The 21,258-nt window shown below is 37.1% G+C and carries 12 protein-coding genes; all 12 read left to right on the top strand.

Features of this window, described 5'->3' with window-relative positions; genetic code table 11:
- The first annotated feature begins 23 nt into the window (after positions 1 to 23).
- The gene (gene nrfD / locus BM201_RS00550) at positions 24 to 1,832 is read left to right on the top strand and encodes an NrfD/PsrC family molybdoenzyme membrane anchor subunit (protein ID WP_092539453.1); all 1,809 of its coding nucleotides are present in this window, start codon (positions 24 to 26) and stop codon (positions 1,830 to 1,832) included.
- A 5-nt stretch (positions 1,833 to 1,837) separates the two neighbouring features.
- The gene (locus tag BM201_RS00545) at positions 1,838 to 2,365 is read left to right on the top strand and encodes a DUF3341 domain-containing protein (protein WP_092539452.1); all 528 of its coding nucleotides are present in this window, start codon (positions 1,838 to 1,840) and stop codon (positions 2,363 to 2,365) included.
- A gap of 5 nt (positions 2,366 to 2,370) precedes the next feature.
- A complete protein-coding gene (locus tag BM201_RS00540; protein WP_092539451.1) occupies positions 2,371 to 3,048 on the top strand; it encodes a c-type cytochrome in 678 nt (225 codons plus the stop codon).
- Between the two features lie 33 nt (positions 3,049 to 3,081).
- Entirely contained in the window at positions 3,082 to 4,446 is a 1,365-nt protein-coding gene (locus BM201_RS00535) for a quinol:cytochrome C oxidoreductase (protein WP_092539450.1), read from the top strand.
- A gap of 35 nt (positions 4,447 to 4,481) precedes the next feature.
- The gene (locus tag BM201_RS00530) at positions 4,482 to 5,516 is read left to right on the top strand and encodes a cytochrome c oxidase subunit II (protein ID WP_092539449.1); all 1,035 of its coding nucleotides are present in this window, start codon (positions 4,482 to 4,484) and stop codon (positions 5,514 to 5,516) included.
- Positions 5,517 to 5,553: 37 nt separating this feature from the next.
- Positions 5,554 to 7,374: a cytochrome c oxidase subunit I gene (locus BM201_RS00525; RefSeq protein ID WP_092539448.1), complete on the top strand. Its 1,821-nt coding sequence runs from the start codon at positions 5,554 to 5,556 to the stop codon at positions 7,372 to 7,374.
- A 105-nt stretch (positions 7,375 to 7,479) separates the two neighbouring features.
- The gene (ruvB, locus tag BM201_RS00520) at positions 7,480 to 8,502 is read left to right on the top strand and encodes a Holliday junction branch migration DNA helicase RuvB (RefSeq protein WP_084842497.1); all 1,023 of its coding nucleotides are present in this window, start codon (positions 7,480 to 7,482) and stop codon (positions 8,500 to 8,502) included.
- A 61-nt stretch (positions 8,503 to 8,563) separates the two neighbouring features.
- Complete coding sequence (locus BM201_RS00515; RefSeq protein ID WP_092539447.1) at positions 8,564 to 9,886, top strand: cytochrome P450; 1,323 nt, start codon at positions 8,564 to 8,566, stop codon at positions 9,884 to 9,886.
- Positions 9,886 to 10,815: a tRNA epoxyqueuosine(34) reductase QueG gene (gene queG / locus BM201_RS00510; protein ID WP_092539446.1), complete on the top strand. Its 930-nt coding sequence runs from the start codon at positions 9,886 to 9,888 to the stop codon at positions 10,813 to 10,815. The genes BM201_RS00515 and queG overlap by 1 nt, the downstream gene beginning before the upstream one ends.
- 189 nt (positions 10,816 to 11,004) lie before the next feature.
- Positions 11,005 to 13,296 carry an NADP-dependent malic enzyme gene (locus BM201_RS00505; protein WP_092539445.1) on the top strand — a complete coding sequence of 764 codons (2,292 nt, stop codon included), beginning with the start codon at positions 11,005 to 11,007 and terminating at the stop codon, positions 13,294 to 13,296.
- Positions 13,297 to 13,430: 134 nt separating this feature from the next.
- Positions 13,431 to 14,012: a Holliday junction branch migration protein RuvA gene (gene ruvA, locus BM201_RS00500; RefSeq protein WP_084842501.1), complete on the top strand. Its 582-nt coding sequence runs from the start codon at positions 13,431 to 13,433 to the stop codon at positions 14,010 to 14,012.
- 5 nt (positions 14,013 to 14,017) lie between these two features.
- Positions 14,018 to 21,202 carry a T9SS outer membrane translocon Sov/SprA gene (gene sov, locus BM201_RS00495; RefSeq protein ID WP_245758541.1) on the top strand — a complete coding sequence of 2,395 codons (7,185 nt, stop codon included), beginning with the start codon at positions 14,018 to 14,020 and terminating at the stop codon, positions 21,200 to 21,202.
- The last annotated feature ends 56 nt before the right edge of the window (positions 21,203 to 21,258 follow it).

The following is a 21,258-nucleotide window of genomic DNA, read 5'->3' as shown; positions in this document are numbered from 1 at the left end:
ATAAGAATCAATTTTTAAGAAATATGTCGTCACATTACGAAGCACCTATAAGAGAACCTCTTGTTACCGGGGAGAAAACTTATCACGATATAAGTGTTGAAGTAGGAGCGCCTGTACTTGGTAGAGCAAATAAAACCTGGTACATTGTATTTACACTTGCCTTAATTGCATTTTTGTGGGGATTAGGTTGTATTATTTACACCGTTTCAACAGGAATCGGAGTTTGGGGATTAAACAAAACCATAGGTTGGGCCTGGGATATTACTAACTTCGTTTGGTGGGTAGGTATCGGGCACGCTGGTACTTTAATTTCTGCAGTGTTATTGTTATTCCGTCAAAAATGGAGAATGGCTGTAAACCGTTCAGCTGAGGCAATGACAATTTTTGCGGTTGTTCAGGCAGGTTTGTTTCCAATTATTCACATGGGGCGTCCATGGTTAGCATATTGGGTACTGCCAATTCCTAACCAGTTTGGTTCTTTATGGGTAAACTTTAACTCACCACTTCTGTGGGACGTGTTTGCGATTTCTACATATCTATCGGTTTCACTGGTTTTCTGGTGGACTGGTTTACTTCCAGATTTTGCAATGCTTCGTGATAGAACAACAAATGAATTTCAAAAGAAAATATACGGTATACTAAGTTTTGGATGGAGTGGTCGCGTAAAAGACTGGCAACGTTTTGAAGAAGTATCTTTAGTTCTTGCTGGTTTAGCAACACCTTTAGTACTTTCTGTACACACGATTGTATCTTTTGACTTTGCTACTTCAGTGGTTCCTGGATGGCACAGTACTATTTTTCCTCCTTATTTCGTTGCAGGAGCTATTTTTTCTGGATTTGCAATGGTACAAACCTTGCTTATCATTATGAGAAAAGTAGTGAATCTTCAGGACTATATTACGCTACTTCATATCGAGTATATGAACAAGGTAATTTTGTTAACTGGTGGTATCGTTTCTGTAGCTTATATTACTGAATTCTTTATAGGATGGTATTCTGGTACAAGCTATGAGAATTATACTTATTTATCTTTTGGTGCTGCCACCGGTCCATACGCATGGGCATTTTGGGCGCTAATTATATGTAACTTTGTTGTGCCATTGACTCTTTGGGTTAAGAAACTTAGAAGAAACATCCTTTGGACGTTTATTGTAGCTCTGGTAATCAATATTGGAATGTGGTTTGAACGTTTCGATATTATCGTTATCGATTTAAGTAAAGGTAGAACTCCATCTTCATGGGCGATGTTCTCTCCTACTTTTGTTGATATTGGTGTTTTTATCGGTACTATTGGTTTCTTCTTTGTATTATTTCTTTTATATGCAAGAACTTTCCCAGTAATTGCCCAGGCTGAAGTGAAAACGATCTTGAAGTCTTCTGGAGAATATTATAAAAATCTACGTGCTAAACATGGTGATGACGTGCCTCATCATGCTGAAAGTGATCCTACAGCAAAGGAGCCAGAAGCTAATGTAAAGGATAGTGATGCTTTTATGGGTAGTACTTCGAGTGAAGGAACTTCTCATGAGGCCACAGTGAATGCTGATGCACTAAATCTGACTGACACGCAGAAAGATCAATTAGATGCTATGTTAGCAAGAATTGGAACTTACAATCCACAAACTGAGAAATCTGATGATTTACAGAAGTTGGATGGTGTTGGCCCTGTATTAGAACAACATTTACATCAGGTTGGTATCTATAAATACGATCAGATAAGTAAATTAACCAAAGAAGATTACGAATTGCTGGATGAAGTTATAGAGAACTTCCCTATTGCTACTAACCGTGGTGACTGGAATGTACAGGCAACTGAATTAAAAAATAAATAATCAAGATGGCATCAAAGACAATACACGCTATTTATAACGATGATGATTTGCTTTTACATGCGGTAAAGCAGGTTCGTGAAGCGCGCTATCATATTGGTGAAATATATACTCCTTTTCCAGTTCATGGGCTAGATAAGGCTATAGGTGAAGCACCAACTAGATTAGCTATAACTTCATTTTTATACGGTATAACGGGTTTATCTGTTGCTGTTTTGATGATGAACTTTATGATGGTGCAGGATTGGCCACAGGATATTGGTGGTAAACCTAGTTTTTCTTTTATTACGAATATGCCATCATTCGTTCCGATTATGTTTGAGTTAACGGTATTCTTTGCAGCTCACTTAATGGTAATCACTTTTTATATGAGAAGTAGACTAGCACCGTTCAAGAAGGCAGAAAATCCAGATCCAAGAACAACAGACGATATGTTCTTAATGGAAATAGACGCAACTAATCATAATGTAGATGACCTTTCTAAGTTTTTATACGATACGGGAGCTGCAGAAATTAAATTAATTGACAATAAATAGACCAGATGAGAAGTTTATTTCATAAATCTTTAATCTTTGTTATAATCGCAGGCTTTTTAAGTTCTTGTGCCGGAGATAAGGATCGTAACTATCAATATTTCCCAGATATGTACCGTCCGGTACCTTACGAACCTTATGGGGCTTATAATATTTTTGCCAATGAGCAAGAAGCCAAATTGCCTGTAGAAGGTACTATTCCAAGAGGGTGGATGCCTTACGATTACGAAGATACTCCAGAGGGAAGAGCAGATGCTAAAGCAAATCTCAAGAATCCGTTGCCATATACAGAAGAGAACTTAACTAAAGGTAAAGCATTATATACTGTTTACTGTGCTGTTTGTCACGGTGATAAAGGAGATGGTCAAGGTACTTTGGTTGAAAGAGAGAAAATACTTGGTGTGCCTTCTTATGACGACCCAGGTCGTAGCATTACTGAAGGGAGTGTATATCACGCAATGTATTATGGTCTTAACAATATGGGATCTTATGCAGTTCAGACAAGCATTAAAGAACGTTGGCAGATCGACCATTATGTTATGAATTTGAAAGATAAACTTGAAGGTAATCCTGAAAGATCTTTTCAAACTAACACGGTGACTCAGGAAAACTCAGATAATCTTAATCCTGCAGAGCCTGCAGAAGATCTTAGCGAAGATCAAGATGAAACGCAATCTGAAGAATAATAAAATAGGAATATAGCTTTTAGATCTAGTAATATGTATACGCTTTCTAGTAAATTAAAATTAACTGCAATTATTCTAATAGTAGTTGGTGCCATAGGCTTGGTTTATGGATTTATTTCTACACCATCTAACGAAGAAGAATTGAAGGAATTATTGGCTGCAGATGCCCATGGAGAACATGATTCAAATCAGGTTGACGCTACTGTTGAAGTAGAAGGTCATGGTTCGGCTTCAGATGCTCATCACGATGAATCTTCAGAAGCTCATGGTGAAACGGCTCATGGAGAAGGAGAGCATGGCGATTCTCATATGGAACACGTTTTGCATCAATTTCAAACAAAACCATGGTCTGCACTATTTGTTTCTGCTTTCTTTTTCTTTATGATCGCTTTAGGTGCTCTTGTTTTTTACGCGATTCAATATGTAGCGCAGGCGGGATGGTCTCCAGTTTTATTTAGAGTTATTGAAGGAATTACAAATTATCTTTTACCTGGATCTATTATTGTTGTATTGATTGTGATCTTTGCTGGTACTCATTTTTACCCATGGCAAAATCATGAGCTTGTAGAAGAAGATGTAATTCTTCAGGGAAAATCTGGATATCTTAACTTTCCATTTTTTGTAATAAGAGCTATCATTTATTTAATAGGATGGAATTTATATAGATTTATAGCTACAAGAAATTCTGTTGCTCAGGCTACAGGTTCAAGTTTAACTCCCTATAAAAAGAACTTTAAAGCTTCTGTCTTTTTCTTGTTATTCTTTGTGGTAACTGAAACTACAATGGCTTGGGACTGGTTTATGAGTATGACTCCGCATTGGTACAGTACATTATTTGCATGGTATGTTTTTGCAAGTGTATTTGTATCTGCGATCACTGTTATTGCCTTAGTAACGATGTTCCTTAAGAAAGCTGGGCATTTAGAATTTGTAAATGATAGTCATTTACATGATTTAGCTAAGTTTATGTTCGCTTTTAGTGTTTTCTGGACGTATCTTTGGTTCGGTCAGTTCTTATTGATCTGGTACGCGAACATCCCAGAAGAAGTAACTTATTTTATTATTAGAATTGAAGAGTATAACTTGTTATTCTTCGGAATGATAGCATTAAACTTTATATTCCCTATTCTAATGTTAATCAATAGTGATTATAAGCGTATTCCTTGGTTTGTGATTATGGCAGGTGTTGTAATACTTGTAGGTCATTATATCGATATTTTCTTATTGGTTATGCCTTCTACTGTAGGTCCTTACTGGTCTTTCGGTATTACAGAAATCGCAGGGATATTATTCTTCCTTGGTCTGTTTATTTTCTTTGTAGGAACCGGGCTAGGAAAAGAATCCTTATATCCAAAAGGTAATCCTTTCCTTAAGGAGAGTGAAAATTACCATTACTAATTAAAAGATTGATTGTTTAAAGAAGACTTTATAAAATGACACCATTTTTAATAATCATAGTAATAGCACTTCTTGCTGTAACAGGATGGCAAATTTCAAAAATATTTGAATTGTCAAAAACTCCTGATGCAGATACTTCTCAGGTGGCTAATAACAAGGATAACGAGAACCAGGGTAAATTAATGATGGGGTTTGCCGTTTTCCTATATCTTTTAATGTTTTACTGTTTTTGGACTTTTACAAATGTAACTCTACCAGATGCTGCTTCAGAGCATGGAGGGAAATATGACAATCTAATGTTGATTTCAATGTTATTGATCATGTTTGTTCAGATAGTTACTCAGGCCTTATTACATTATTTCGCTTATAAGTATAGAGGAGCAGCTGGCAAGAAAGCTTTGTTTTACGCCGATAACGATAAACTTGAATTCATCTGGACTATTATACCAGTAATTACTTTAGCTGGATTAATTATCTATGGTCTTTTTACTTGGACAGATATTATGAGCGTTAACGAAGATGAAGATCCAATCGTTATCGAGTTATATGCTCAGCAATTTAGTTGGACAGCACGTTATGCAGGTGATGATAATACCCTGGGAGAAGCCAATGTAAGATTTATCGAAGGTATGAATACTCTTGGGGTAGATCAGGAAGATTCTTATGCTAATGACGATAAAGTAGTGAGAGAACTTCATTTACCGGTTAATAAACCAGTTTTATTTAAGTTAAGATCTCAGGATGTATTGCACTCAGCTTATTTCCCTCATTTTAGAGCTCAAATGAACGTTGTTCCAGGTATGATCACCCAGTTTGGATTTACTCCAACGGTAACTACCGAAGAAATGAGAAATAATGACGATATTGTTGATAAAGTAGAACGTATCAACGATATTAGAAGAGAGAATGGAGACGATTCTTATGAATTTGATTATTTCCTATTATGTAACAAAATTTGTGGACAGGCGCATTACAATATGCAGATGAAGGTTGTAGTAGAGTCTGAAGCAGATTATGAAGCATGGTTAGCCGAACAGGCTACCTTTGAGGAATCAATGTCTGAGGAATAAAATAACATTTAAGAATTAAAAGTATTATTTAAAAGATATGTCAGCAGTAGTAAACGCACCAGCTCACGATCACCACGAAGATCACGGACATCATCATAAGCAAACCTTTATATCGAAGTATATTTTTAGCTTCGATCATAAAATGGTAGCTAAACAGTTCCTTATTACAGGTTTATTAATGGGGATTGTTGGTATTGGTATGTCTATCTTGTTTAGAATTCAATTAGCATGGCCAGAGCAGTCTTTCGCTATTTTCGAAGCTTTATTAGGTAAGTGGGCACCAGAAGGTGTTATGACACCAAATATTTATCTTGCTTTAGTAACCATTCACGGTACCATTATGGTATTCTTTGTGCTTACGGCTGGTTTAAGTGGTACGTTTAGTAACCTTCTTATTCCGTTGCAAATTGGTGCGCGTGATATGGCTTCAGGTTTTATGAACATGCTATCATACTGGTTATTCTTTTTAGCTTGTGTGATCATGCTTTGTTCTTTATTCGTAGAAGCTGGGCCTGCATCTTCAGGTTGGACAATCTATCCTCCTTTAAGTGCACTTCCACAGGCTATTGGTGGTTCAGGAATGGGAATGACATTATGGTTAGTTTCTATGGCATTATTTATTGCTTCTCAGCTACTAGGTGGTATAAACTATATTGTTACTGTTATTAACTTAAGAACTAAAGGAATGTCTATGACAAGACTTCCGCTAACCATTTGGGCGTTCTTTGTAACAGCTATTCTTGGTTTAGTTTCTTTCCCAGTATTATTATCTGCGGCTTTATTACTTATTATGGATAGAAGTTTTGGTACTTCTTTCTTCTTAAGTGATATTTTCCTAGACGGGGAAGTATTAAGTCATCATGGTGGTTCACCAGTACTATTCGAACATTTATTCTGGTTCTTAGGTCACCCAGAGGTGTATATTGTAATTCTTCCAGCGCTTGGTATTACTTCAGAGGTTGTAGCTACAAACTCTCGTAAGCCTATCTTTGGATACCGTGCAATGATCGCCTCTATCCTGGCTATTGGTTTCCTTTCAACAATTGTATGGGGTCACCACATGTTCGTATCGGGAATGAACCCATTCTTAGGATCTGTATTTACATTTACAACTTTATTGATTGCGATACCTTCAGCGGTAAAAGCCTTCAACTATATAACAACTTTGTGGAAAGGTAACCTTCAAATGAACCCAGGGATGCTTTTCTCTATAGGATTAGTATCTACATTTATTACTGGTGGTTTAACCGGTATTATTCTTGGGGATTCTACATTAGATATTAACGTTCATGATACATATTTCGTCGTGGCTCACTTCCACTTGGTAATGGGTATTTCAGCTTTATATGGTCTTTTTGCTGGTGTTTACCATTGGTTCCCTAAGATGTTTGGACGAATGATGAATAAAAATCTTGGTTATATCCATTTCTGGGTAACGGCTGTTGGGGCATATGGTGTTTTCTTCCCAATGCATTTCTTAGGTATGGCTGGTCTTCCAAGACGTTATTATACAAATACTGCATTCCCTTACTTTGATGATCTTGCAGATATTAATGTTATTGTAACTGTTTGTGCTATTATTACGGCACTTGTGCAATTAGTATTTATCTACAACTTCTTTAGCTCAATGTTCTATGGTAAGAAAGCCACGATGAACCCTTGGAAATCGAATACGCTAGAGTGGACAACTCCTGTAGAGCACATTCATGGTAACTGGCCAGGTGAGCTTCCTGTAGTATACCGTTGGGCTTACGATTACAGTAAAACCAATAGTGATGGTGAATATGTGATAACAGGGCAGGATTATGTTCCTCAGAATATTCCAATGCAGGAAAATGAAGAAGATTTGCATCACTAGAAAAAATCTATCTTAAAAATACACAAAAGCCTTTTCTTTATTGAAGAGGCTTTTTTATTTTATCTTTGTTTTGCCTATACTTAGGTTGAAATTAATTTATCTGCTATGAATGAAAACCTGGATGCCACTGGCGAAAATTTTTCTTCGGAAGAATTTGATATTGAAAGAGCTTTAAGACCGCTAAGTTTTGATGATTTTGCCGGGCAGGAGCAGGTTTTAGATAATCTTAAAGTGTTTGTTGCGGCTGCAAACCTAAGAAGCGATGCTCTAGATCATACGCTTTTACATGGCCCTCCTGGATTGGGGAAAACTACCTTGGCGCATATTTTGGCAAATGAACTAGGGGTTGGCTTAAAAGTGACTTCAGGGCCTGTTTTGGATAAACCTGGTGATCTCGCTGGGCTTTTAACCAATCTGGACGAACGTGATATTCTTTTTATTGATGAGATTCATCGATTAAGCCCAATCGTAGAGGAATATTTATATTCTGCAATGGAAGATTATCGTATCGATATTATGATCGAATCTGGACCTAATGCTCGTACGGTTCAATTAAATTTGAGTCCGTTTACACTTATTGGTGCTACAACACGTTCTGGTTTGCTTACCGCGCCTATGAGAGCACGATTTGGTATTTCAAGCAGACTGCAATATTATTCAACCGAGTTACTTTCTGATATTGTACAACGTAGTGCACAAATTTTAAATGTGCCTATTAGTATGGAAGCTGCGATAGAAATTGCCGGCCGTAGCCGTGGGACGCCTCGTATCGCCAATGCGCTTTTACGAAGAGTGCGTGATTTTGCTCAGATTAAGGGTGACGGGAAAATTGATATCAATATTGCCAAATATGGACTTAAGGCTTTAAATGTTGATGCACATGGTTTAGATGAAATGGATAATAGGATCCTGGAAACTATCATCGAAAAATTTAAAGGTGGCCCGGTAGGAATTACCACTTTGGCGACAGCGGTAAGTGAAAGTGCAGAAACAATTGAAGAAGTTTACGAGCCCTTTTTAATTCAACAGGGATTTATTTATCGTACGCCAAGAGGAAGAGAAGTGACTGAAGCAGCTTATAAACACCTTGGGAAATCCCGTGGTGCGACGCAGGGAGGCTTGTTCTAAATTCAGAATAACTAGAAATAGCTTCGAAGAAATTCTGTATAATTTTTGATGATTTTGATTTATGAAGAAAGAAATTCCACAGGTTTCAACCTTAATTTTTTTTAAAAATGCTGCTCAGATTGTAAAAAATCCGCTGCCATTTCATCGTGAGAATTTTTCGAAACATGGCGATATTTTCAGGTTAAATATTGGTCCAAAAAAATCAGTGATCTTTTGTAGAGATGCCGAATTTGCCAAATATGTACTTCAGAAAAATCAGAAGAATTATATAAAATCTGAAATTCAGACCAAAGATCTGGTAAAATATGTAGGTAATGGTCTGCTAACTTCCAATGGTGAACATTGGCAGAAACAACGAAAGCTTATCCAACCCGCGTTTCATAAAAAGCATATCGCCAATCTACTCAATACGGTTTTAGAAGCTATTCGAGTTGAATATTTAAAGATTCGCCCAGATAAAACCATTGATGTCTATCCTGTTTTTAACGATCTGGCTTTTCAAACGGTCGTAAAATCTTTGTTTAGCAGTGCGGCAAGCCAGGAAGAGATAAATCGGCTTCAATTTGTAACCGAAGCTAATCAAAAAATGCTGGTTAAAGAATTGCGACAACCATATAAACACTTGTGGTTTAATATTAGTGGGAAACTAAAACATCATCTTAAGCTTAGCGAAGAATCAAGGCAAATTTTAAGGAATATCGTTAATAAACGAAAGCAAAATCCAAAGCGCTATGATGATTTACTCGATATGTTACTGGATGCACGTTACGAAGATGGGCAACCAATGAGTGAAGAGCAGTTAATCGACGAAATTCTAATTCTTTTTGTCGCCGGGCACGAGACCACTTCTAATTCTTTAAGTTTTACCACGCAATTATTAGCTCAAAATCCACAAATTCAGGATAAAATTTTTGCTGAAGTAAAACCTGCTTCAGACAATACAAATTCGTTAATGGATTTTCTTCAACAATGTACATATACCCAAAATGTGATTTTGGAAAGTATGCGCTTATACCCGCCGGCGTATTTTATGGATCGGGTAAATTTGGAAGAAGATGAGTTTAATGGTTTGAAATTCGATAAAAACTCGAACCTTTTATTTTCATTTTATGAGATTCATCGAAGCGAAAAACATTGGGAGAACCCCTTAGAGTTTAATCCAGATCGATTTACTTCAAATAAAAATCCTGAAGCTTATTTCCCATTTGGTGCAGGTCCAAGAAAATGTATTGGAAGTAATTTTGCGATGTACGAGATGATTTTGGCGGTTTCAGAACTTGTTTTAAATTATAAGATCTTACCGGTAAAAGAGGAGATAGAAATATTGCCGCTTATTACCCTGAAACCTAAAAATGCTTTTGTAGAATTTCAGAAAAGAGCTTAATGGCGATAGAAAACAAGGCAAAAAATACCAATCTTATCAAAGAGGAGGCAAAACGCCTTGGTTTTATGTCCTGCGGAATGAGTAAAGCAGAGTTTTTAGAAGAGGAAGCACCAAGATTGGAAGAATGGCTTAATAAAAATCGAAATGGACAAATGTATTACATGGAAAATCATTTCGATAAGCGCTTAGATCCTACAAAACTGGTAGAGGGCTCTAAAAGTGTGATCTCTTTATTGCTGAATTATTATCCCAATGAATTTCAAAACCCAGAATCTTACAAAATCAGTAAATATGCCTACGGAAAAGATTATCACTTTGTGATTAAAGACAAGCTGAAATCTTTGCTTCAATTTATACAAAATGAGATCGGGGAAGTAGAAGGACGAGCTTTTGTAGATTCGGCTCCGGTTTTAGATAAAGCCTGGGCTGCGAAAAGTGGCTTGGGATGGATAGGTAAGAATTCTAATCTTTTATCTAAAAAAGCAGGCTCTTTTTTCTTTATAGCCGAGTTGATCGTCGATCTTGAATTAGAATATGATACTCCGGTTACAGATCATTGCGGTACGTGTACTGCCTGTATTGATGCTTGCCCAACGAATGCCATTGTAGAACCTTATAAGGTAGATGGAAGTAAGTGTATTTCGTATTTTACCATAGAACTTAAGGATGAGCTGCCTAATAGTTTTAAAAATACCTTTGACGATTGGATGTTTGGCTGCGATGTTTGCCAGGATGTGTGTCCCTGGAATCGATTTTCTAAATCCCATAGTGAACCACTATTCGATCCTCATCCAGATTTGTTGAAATTCGATAAAAAAGATTGGCAAGAAATCACCAAAGAGACCTTTAACGAAATCTTTCGAAAATCGGCCGTAAAAAGAACCAAGTTTGAAGGTTTGAAACGGAATATCAATTTTCTCGATTCCTAGAGCGATTTATAGATCTTAAGTCCACATTCTTAAAATGCTGTTTAGATGGAACTTCCGAGTTTTCATTAGTTTGGGTGTTAAAACCTAAATTTGATTAAAAACAGGCTAAAATCTTATCATTATTTTAAAATATTTAGGTAGTAATTGTAATCTACCTTACTAACTTTGTATTAGCTAAAACCAAAAGTTATGAGCAACAATTCTAGAAAAAGGCGCGAGGCGTTGGTATATCATGCCAAGCCAAAGCCTGGAAAAATTCAAATCGTACCAACTAAAAAGTATTCGTCGCAAAGAGATCTTTCTTTGGCGTACTCACCTGGTGTGGCAGAGCCATGTCTTGAGATAGAAAAAGATAAAGAAAATGCTTATAAATACACTACTAAAGGGAATTTAGTAGCTGTAATTAGTAATGGTACGGCGGTTTTAGGACTTGGCGATATTGGGCCAGAAGCTTCTAAACCTGTGATGGAAGGTAAAGGTTTGCTTTTTAAAATCTTTGCAGATATCGATGTTTTTGATATTGAAGTAGATACGAAAAATGTAGATGCTTTTATCGAAACTGTTAAAAATATAGCTCCAACTTTTGGTGGGATCAACCTTGAAGATATCAAAGCTCCTGAAGCTTTTGAGATCGAAAGAAGATTAAAAGAAGAGTTGGATATTCCTGTAATGCACGACGACCAGCACGGTACCGCAATTATTTCTGCCGCTGCCTTACTAAACGCAACAGAACTTGCTAAAAAGAAAATGAGTAAGGTGAAGATTGTGGTGAGTGGAGCCGGTGCTGCAGCCGTTTCCTGTACAAAACTTTACAAGGCTTTTGGCGCAAAGGCTGAAAATATTGTAATGCTAGATAGTAAAGGTGTGATTAGAAAAGATCGTCCAAATCTATCTGAAGAAAAATTAGAGTTTGCTACAGATCGTGATCTAAATACTTTGGAAGATGCAATGAAAGATGCCGATGTGTTTATTGGTCTTTCTATCGCAGATATCGTTTCTCCAAAAATGCTTAAAAGCATGGCGAAACGTCCTATCGTTTTTGCGATGGCAAATCCTAATCCAGAAATCGATTATCAACTAGCTATGGATACTCGTAAAGATGTAATCATGGCAACAGGACGTAGTGATCATCCTAACCAGGTAAATAATGTGCTTGGTTTCCCATTTATCTTCCGTGGGGCTTTAGATGTTAGAGCAACAAAGATTAACGAGGAAATGAAAATGGCTGCTGTTAAAGCTTTAGCTGAACTTGCTAAAGAACCAGTGCCAGAACAAGTGAATATTGCTTATGGGGAAACTCGGCTTAATTTTGGTTCAGAATATATCATACCGAAGCCATTTGATCCAAGACTTATTGCTAAAGTGCCGCCTGCGGTAGCAAAAGCAGCAATGGAAAGCGGTGTTGCCAGAACTGAAATTGCAGATTGGCAGAAATATGAAGACGAGTTGTTAGAACGAATGGGAAGTGACAATAAGATCACTCGTTTGTTAATGCAACGTGCTAAAAATAATCCGAAGCGTGTAATTTTTGCTGAAGCAGATCATTTAGATGTGCTGAAAGCTGCGCAAATCGTTTTTGATGAAGGTATCGGGATTCCTATTTTACTAGGTCGAAGAGAAGTAATCAAAGAATTAATGAATGAGATCGATTTTGATGCAGATGTAGAAATTATCGATCCAAAATCTGATGAAGAACGGGAAAAACTTCAAAAGTATGCTGAAGCTTATTTTGATTCTAGAAATAGAAAAGGAGTTACGCTTTATGATGCGCAACGATTAATGCGTGAGCGTAATTATTTTGCGGCGATGATGGTAAACGAAGGTGATGCAGATGCCTTACTTTCGGGATATTCCAGAGCTTATCCAACGGTGGTGAAACCAATGCTTCAGTTAATTGGAATGGCCAAAGGAATTTCAAGAGTTGCCGCTACCAATGTAATGAACACCAGTAGAGGGCCAATATTTATAAGTGATACTTCGATAAATATCGATCCTTCAGCAAAAGATCTTGCTAAGATTGCGCAATTAACTGCGGGTGTTGTGAAGTTATTTGGTTTAGAGCCGGTAATGGCAATGCTTTCTTACGCGAACTTTGGATCTTCTAATCATCCTGAAGCCAGAAAAGTTAAAGATGCCGTTTCTTATTTACATCGTTATCATCCAGATTTATTGGTAGACGGTGAACTTCAGTCAGACTTCGCATTAAATAAAGAAATGCTTCAGAATAAATTTCCGTTTTCTAAATTGGCTGGTAAAAAGGTAAACACTTTGATCTATCCAAATTTAGATTCAGCAAATAGTGCTTATAAACTTATAAAAGAGCTTAACGAAGCCGATTCTATTGGGCCCATCATGATGGGGATGAATAAACCGGTGCATATTCTTCAGCTTGGTGCAAGTGTAGAAGAAATGGTAAACATGGCTGCAGTTGCTGTTGTAGATGCTCAGGAAAAAGAAAAAGCCGCAAAGGCCAAAAAGTAAGCGGAGTTTTTTTGATAGAATGAAGGCATTTCTATCAAAAATAAATTTAACATACACATTGATTAAGGGGGAGGACATACGTTTTCCCCCTTATTTTATTTTAGTACATTTGGGCTTTAACTTTCGGTTAACGTATGATTCATCACTTAAAGGGCAAACTGGTAGAGAAGAATCCTACCAATGTTGTAGTAGATTGTAATGGAGTTGGTTATTTTGTCCACATTTCGCTTAATACTTTTTCAAACTTAAAAGACGAAGAGAATATCTTTTTATTTACCCATTTACAGGTGAAAGAAGATTCTCATACGCTTTTTGGATTTAAAGAAAAATCAGAAAGAGAAATCTTTAGGCTGCTTATTTCCGTAAGTGGTATAGGGGCAAGTACGGCAAGAACCATGCTTTCTTCTTTAGAACCTGCGCAAATTAGAGATGCGATTGCATCTGGAGACGTTGCAACTATACAAAGTATAAAGGGAATAGGAGCAAAAACAGCGCAAAGGGTTATTTTAGACCTAAAAGATAAGATTGTTAAAATCTTTGGTATAGACGAGGTTTTTGTAGAACAAAACAATACTAATAAAGAAGAAGCGTTATCTGCTTTAGAGACTCTGGGGTATGCTCGTAAGCAATCAGAAAAGGTGCTTAATAAGCTTATCAAAGAAAATGAAGATCCTACGGTGGAGACTCTAATTAAATTGGCGCTAAAAAACTTGTAGTTACATTGAGAAACAATTACCTGAGGTTGTTAACATCGGTGCGTTTTCCTTCATCAATAGTGCTGTTGCTTTTAATTTCTTTTAATTTATCTGCACAGGAAGAAGAGGAAGAAGAAACGCAGCAGGATACAACACAAACTTCTACGTTTGGTAGTATTGTTATGCCCGATCCCGGGTCGATACAATCTAAGTACGAATATGATCCTGCATTAGATCTCTACTTTTATAAAAAAAGCCTGGGAGAAACTAATATTGGTCTTCCCTTGGTGCTTTCTCCTGAAGAATATGAAGAACTGGTGATCAAAGAAGAAATGCAGCGCTATTTTAGGCTGAAGAATCAGGCGCTTTCAGGTAGATCTGATGATGCAGATGCTTTACAGCAAGATCTATTGCCAGATTTTTATGTGAACTCAGACTTCTTTCAAAGTATTTTTGGAGGAACAAATATCGATATTTCTCCGCAAGGTTCGGTCGCTATGGATCTTGGGATTTTATATACCAAACAGGATAATCCTGCTTATTCGCCCAGAAACAGGTCTAATTTCACCTTCGATTTCGACCAGCGAATTCAGTTATCGCTACTGGGTCAGGTAGGAACACGATTAGGGATTACGGCCAATTATGATACCGAATCGACTTTTGATTTTCAGAATCAATTAAAACTTGAATATACACCAAGCGAAGATGATATTATCCAGAAAATCGAAGTAGGTAATGTAAATATGCCGCTGAATAATACTTTGATCCAGGGAGCGCAAAGTCTTTTTGGATTTAAGACTCAGCTTCAGTTTGGGAAAACAAGAATTACCGGAGTTTTTTCAGAACAAAATTCAGAACGTAGAACGGTTAATGTTGAAGGTGGTGCGGCCGTTGAAGAATATGAGAAATTTGCCCTGGATTACGACCAGGATCGTCACTTCTTTTTAGCGCATTATTTTAGAGATAACTATAACGAATTTATTGCCGATTATCCATTTGTAAGAAGTGGTATACAGATCAAACGAATCCAGGTTTGGATCACGAATCGAACAAACAACGTACAGAATCTTACCGATACCAGAAATATCGTTGCAGTGCAGGATATTGGGGAAAGTCCGGTTGACGGAAATATTGGATTGGAAAATGTGCCTCCAGGTTTCTTTAATCAGGCTTCAGGTGCATTTCCAGATAACGAAAACAACGATTTTAACCCTTTTGGAATTAACGGCAATGGCGAGTCGATCTTAACTCCTGCAATTCGGGATATTTCTACAGTAGAAAGTGGTTTCGGAAACGTACCGGTTACAGAAGGAATAGATTACGCAAAACTTGAAAATGCACGCCAGCTTAGTCCAAATGAATATAGATTAAATCAGGATCTTGGTTATATCACGCTTAATCAACGCTTGAGTAATGATGAGGTTTTGGCCGTTGCTTTTCAATATACGGTAAATGGGCAGGTTTACCAGGTAGGGGAATTTGCAAATGATGGGGTTAATGCCACAGGAGATGAATCCCAGCAGCAGGAAGGACAAACAGATGCTAGGGTGAGTCAGAATCTAGTGGTGAAAATGCTTAAAAGTACCATCACTAATGTAAACGAGCCTGTTTGGGATCTAATGATGAAAAATATCTATAGTCTTGGAGCATACGATCTAGATCCTAATGATTTTAGATTGAATCTTTTGTATACAGATCCGCAGCCTTTAAATTATATTCAGCAGGCAGAAAATTCGGCTGTTCCTTTACCAGAAGATGTTCAGGAAACTCCGCTTTTGCGTGTTTTTAACCTTGATAATTTGAACACCAATAACGATCCTATAAATGGTGGGGATGGTTTCTTTGATTTTGTTCCAGGATTTACGATCGATGTTCAAAACGGTTTGGTGATTTTTACTTCTGTAGAACCTTTTGGAGAATACCTATTCGATAAACTAGATAATACACCAAATAATAATCAGGAGATCTATTCTGAGCCTTCAACTTGGAATGGCAATCAGGAAAAATATGTATTTAGATCGTTGTATCGAACTACAAAAACTCAGGCTGAGCAGGAAGATGCCGATAAAAATAAATTTCAGTTAAAAGGGCGCTATAAATCGTCGAATTTCGAAGGAATTCCAATTGGTTATAATGTTCCGCAGGGATCGGTAACGGTTACCGCTGGCGGAAGAACGCTTCAGGAAGGTGTAGATTATGTAGTGAATTACGATCTGGGCAGAGTACAGATTCTGGATGAAGCACTTTTAGCTTCCGATACTCCAATTCAGGTAAATACAGAGAGTAATGCTTTGTTTGGTCAGCAATCTAAAAGATTTACAGGAATAAATGTAGAACATCAGTTCAATGAAGACTTTATTCTTGCCGGTACGTTCTTAAACCTTAGAGAGCGTCCACTTACTCAAAAAGCAAATTATAGTTACGAGCCTATAAACAATACTATTTTGGGGCTAAATTTTAATTACACAAAAGAGGTTCCTTTTTTAACAAGATTAGTCAATAAATTACCCAATATCGATACTGATGTGAAATCGAATGTTTCGGTACGTGGGGAGTTTGCGTACTTAATCCCGGGTGCTCCTGCAGTAAATGATTTTGACGGAAAAGCAACTTCTTATATCGACGATTTTGAATCGGCACAAACCTCTATAGATATTAGTACTCCGCTTAGCTGGGAACTTTCCAGTGTGCCTATTGGTTTTGGAGGAGAGCGAGCAAATGGTGACTTAAGTGTAGGCGATCGAAGAGCAAAACTGGCCTGGTATACTATCGATCCTGTGTTTTATAGTAATAGCCGTCCAGATGGTATTACAGATTCAGATCTTAGTAGTTACGCAACACGACGAGTTACAGTAGACGAAATTTTCCCAAATACAGATGTGATCCAGGGACAGGCGCAGGTGATCTACACTATGGATGTTGCTTATTATCCTGAAGAACGAGGGCCTTATAATTACAATTCTGCCGCAGCAGGAAGTAATACGTTACCAAATCCTACCGATAATTTTGGAGGAATGATGCGCGGAATAAATACTACCAATTTTGAACAGTCTAATGTTGAGTATATTCAGTTTTGGGTAATGGATCCATTTATTTATCAGGATGATCCAGATAATATAAATAACGACGGAAAAATTGTCTTCAACTTAGGGAATATTAGTGAAGATGTACTAAAAGATGGTAGAAAGCAATATGAAAATGGATTGCCTGAAGATGGCTCAGATCTAAATACAACCGAGACCGCATTTGGGAAAGTACCTTCAGATCAATCTTTAGTTTATGCTTTTAGTTCAGAAGGTGAAGCGAGATTAAATCAGGATGTGGGTTATGATGGTTTAGGAGATGCTGAAGAAGCGCAAAAATTTCCTCAGTTTGGTAATCTTCCAGATCCATCTGCAGATAATTATGAATACTTTCTAAGCGCGGATGGCGGAATAAGAGAACGCTATAGAAATTACAATGGTGTAGACGGGAATTCACCAGACAATTCTGGTGATAATAATCGTGGTAATACCACGCTGCCTACTACAGAAGATGTGAATCGTGACAACACCATGAACACGATAAATAGTTATTTTCAATATGAAGTTCCATTTTTTGATGGGATGAATAGTGAGAATAACGAGTATGTTTCAGATACTAAGGAATTGAATGTTACACTTAGAAATGGGCAAACACAGCGTGTACGTTGGGTGCAGTTTAAAGTGCCGATCTTTGAACCTACTGAAGCTATTGGCGGAATTGCAGATTATCGCTCTATCCGTTTTATGAGAATGTTTCTTACTGAATTTCAAAATCCAACACTGTTGAGGTTTGGAACTATGGAATTGGTACGTGGTGATTATCGTCGTTATAATGGCAATTTGGATGAAGAGAGTAACTTACCTGAAAGTTCTGATGCGCTTTTTGAAGTTACAGCGGTAAATATCGAAGAAAATGAAAATCGAGAGCCCATTCCTTACGTGTTGCCTCCGGGAGTGATACGAGAAGAATTATATCAAAATAACACCAATATTAGACAAAACGAGCAATCACTTGCTATGCGTGTTTGCGGTTTAGAGCCACAGGACGCTCGTGCGGTTTATAAGAACTTTCAAGTCGATATGCGCCAGTATAAAAATCTTGAAATGTTCTTGCATGCTGAAGGTTTCCAGGGGCAGGCCGATCCTGATGATGGTGAAATGGTTGCTTTTGTAAGAATAGGAACAGATTTTACAGAGAACTTTTATCAAATAGAAATTCCGCTTTCGATTACTGCGGCAGGTAGCGTAAGTCCTACAGATATCTGGCCAGAACTTAACCGTTTAAATTTACCTTTAGAATTACTTCAGCAGGTAAAAACAACAGTTTTAGGAGATCCTTCATACAATACGACACGTTTAAATTTCTTTGATGAAAATTTAGAACCACGAAACCCTGAAGATGATTATGAACCGGGAAGATTAAGACTAGGGGTTAAGGGAAATCCTAGTTTTGGGAATATACGCCTTATTATGCTTGGGGTAAAAAATGGAACTCCTCGCGCTGGTTTGCAAGATGTTTGTGGTGAAGTTTGGTTTAATGAACTTCGACTTTCAGATCTTGATAACGAAGGTGGTTGGGCCGGAGTTTTAAATATTGATACGAATTTGGCCGATTTTGCTACCTTTTCTGCAACCGGTAGAAAAAGTACAGTTGGTTTTGGAACATTAGATCAAGGGCCAAATCAGCGTAGTAGGGAAGATGCAGAACAGTATGATTTTGTGACCAATATTAATATGGGACAATTACTTCCAGAAAAATGGGGAATTAAAGTTCCGGTGAATTATAGTCGTGGTGAAGAGGTGATTACTCCAAAGTATGATCAGGAATTCTTAGATATTGAACTGGATACACGTTTGGCTTCGATTACCGATCCACAGGAGAGAGATCGTGTTAAAAAACAATCGCAAACTTACACAAAACGAGAAAGTATAAATCTTATAGGTCTTAGGAAAGAACGAACAGGCGAATCGAAACCACAACCTTATGATGTAGAGAATTTTGCGTTTTCAGGTTCTTACAACCAGGTAGATTATCGTGATTTTGAGATCGAGGAATCTTTAGACCAAAATGTGAGAACGGGTGCTACTTACGAATTCAATTTTGCACCTAAAAAAGTAGAGCCTTTTAAAAATATTACCGCTTTAGATAGTAGTCAGTATTTTTCTTTGATCAAAGACTTCAATCTTAATTTATTGCCTTCTAATATAAATGCAAGTGCCAACTATTTTAGACAGTATACCGAGCAGCAATTTAGATCTTTAGAGTTAAGTGATAATGATATAGGTATTCCTACGCTATACCAAAGAAACTTCTTGTTCGATTGGGAGTATGGTATCAATTACAATCTAACTAATGCTTTAAATTTTAGTTTTAATGCATCGAATAATCGCATAATTCGAAACTATATCGACGAGGATGGTAATGCTAATGACGAAATTGGTGTTTTTGACGACTATTTTAATGTTGGGGAACCAAACTATCATTATCAAAGCCTGCAGGTGAATTATGAATTACCGCTGAATAAATTACCAGTTTTTGAATTTTTAAAGGCTTCTTATTCTTACACAGGAGACTTCCAGTGGCAACGCGGTTCTAGAATTTATCAAAACCTTGAAGGTGTTCCTAATATTGGTAATTCTGTACAGAATTCTAATTCGCATCAATTAACAGCGAATATGGATCTTCAAAAGCTGTACAATTATGTGGGGCTTAGAAAGAAAGAAAATAAGCGAGGTACTTCTATTGCAGAAAGAAGCATGGGAGTTCCAACTTTACAGCCTTCAGGAGAAGAAACTCAGGAAAAGCCGGTGCGTAAAAGAAGTTCGGCTTCAGGAAATAAAGCTTTAAATACGGTTGTAGATATAGTGACTGCGGTAAAAAGGCTTCAGGTAAATTATCGAAATACGCAAGGAACATTTTTGCCGGGTTATACTAGAAGTATCGGTTTTATGGGAACATTGAAACCTTCCGCAGGATTTACTTTTGGGATGCAGGACGAAATTAGATACGAAGCAGCAAGACGAGGTTGGTTAACTTTGTATCAAAATTTTAATCAGCAATTTACTACTAACGAGAATGAAGAGTTAAGTTTACAAGGTTCTATAGATCTATTGCCAGATCTAACGATAGATATTACCGGGAGAAAACTATATTCTGAAACTTATTCTGAAAACTTTCAGGTAGATCCTCAAAGTTTGCAATATCAATCTCTAACGCCTTATACGTTTGGGAATTTCAATATCTCAACGATTTTAATTAAAACAGCATTTAACCAGAGTAACGAGCAGTCTTCAGAAACTTTCGATCAATTTAGAGCTAATCGAATCGAAGTAGCCAGGAAGTTAGCGGCAGAACGTGGTCTAGATCCTAATAATGTAGACGAAACGGGTTATCCTGTAGGTCTGGGAAGAACAAATCAAGCTGTGTTGTTACCAGCTTTCCTTGCAGCCTACTCTGGTACTTCTGTAGATAATGTGAAACTTGGAGCATTTAGAGATGTTCCACTGCCAAACTGGAATATAAAATATACTGGTTTGATGAGATTGGAGTTTTTTAAGCGTAATTTTAGAAGAATCTCACTTTCTCATGGTTATCAGTCTAATTATACGATCAATCAGTTTCAAACTAATTTAGATTATAATGCTGAGAATCCTTTTGAAACTAATCAGGCTGGGGATTATAAAAATCCGACTTTATTCTCGAATATCGTGTTGTCTGAATTATTTACGCCATTGCTTCAGGTAGATCTGGAAACTACTAATAATATTCAGTTTTTAGGAAGATTAGAAAAAGATAGGCAGTTGTCACTTAGTTTCGATAATAACATTCTTACTGAAATTAGCGGTAATCAATACACTTTAGGGATGGGATATCGTCTAAAGGACATGAAAATAGTTACCGCTTTGGGCGGGCGTCGTAGAGTGCTAAGCAGTGATCTTAACTTTAAGGCCGATGTTTCTTACAGAAGAAATAAAACTATCGTTAGATATCTTGATCTATCCAATAATCAGGTAATCGCCGGGCAGGATATCTGGTCGATCAATTTTGTGACAGATTACGCGATCACGAGAAACCTAACGGCATTATTCTACTATGAGCATACGTTCTCTGAATATGCAGTCTCTACGGCATTTCCTCAAACAACAATTAGATCTGGGATCACTTTAAGATATAATTTTGGAAATTAATGCCGGCCTATTTGAACAATTAACCGAAAAAATTAACTTTGTCGCTATATAAAACA

The organism is Zunongwangia mangrovi (assembly GCF_900112105.1).
Taxonomy (GTDB): domain Bacteria; phylum Bacteroidota; class Bacteroidia; order Flavobacteriales; family Flavobacteriaceae; genus Zunongwangia; species Zunongwangia mangrovi.
This window is presented reverse-complemented; position numbering and strand designations above follow the sequence as displayed.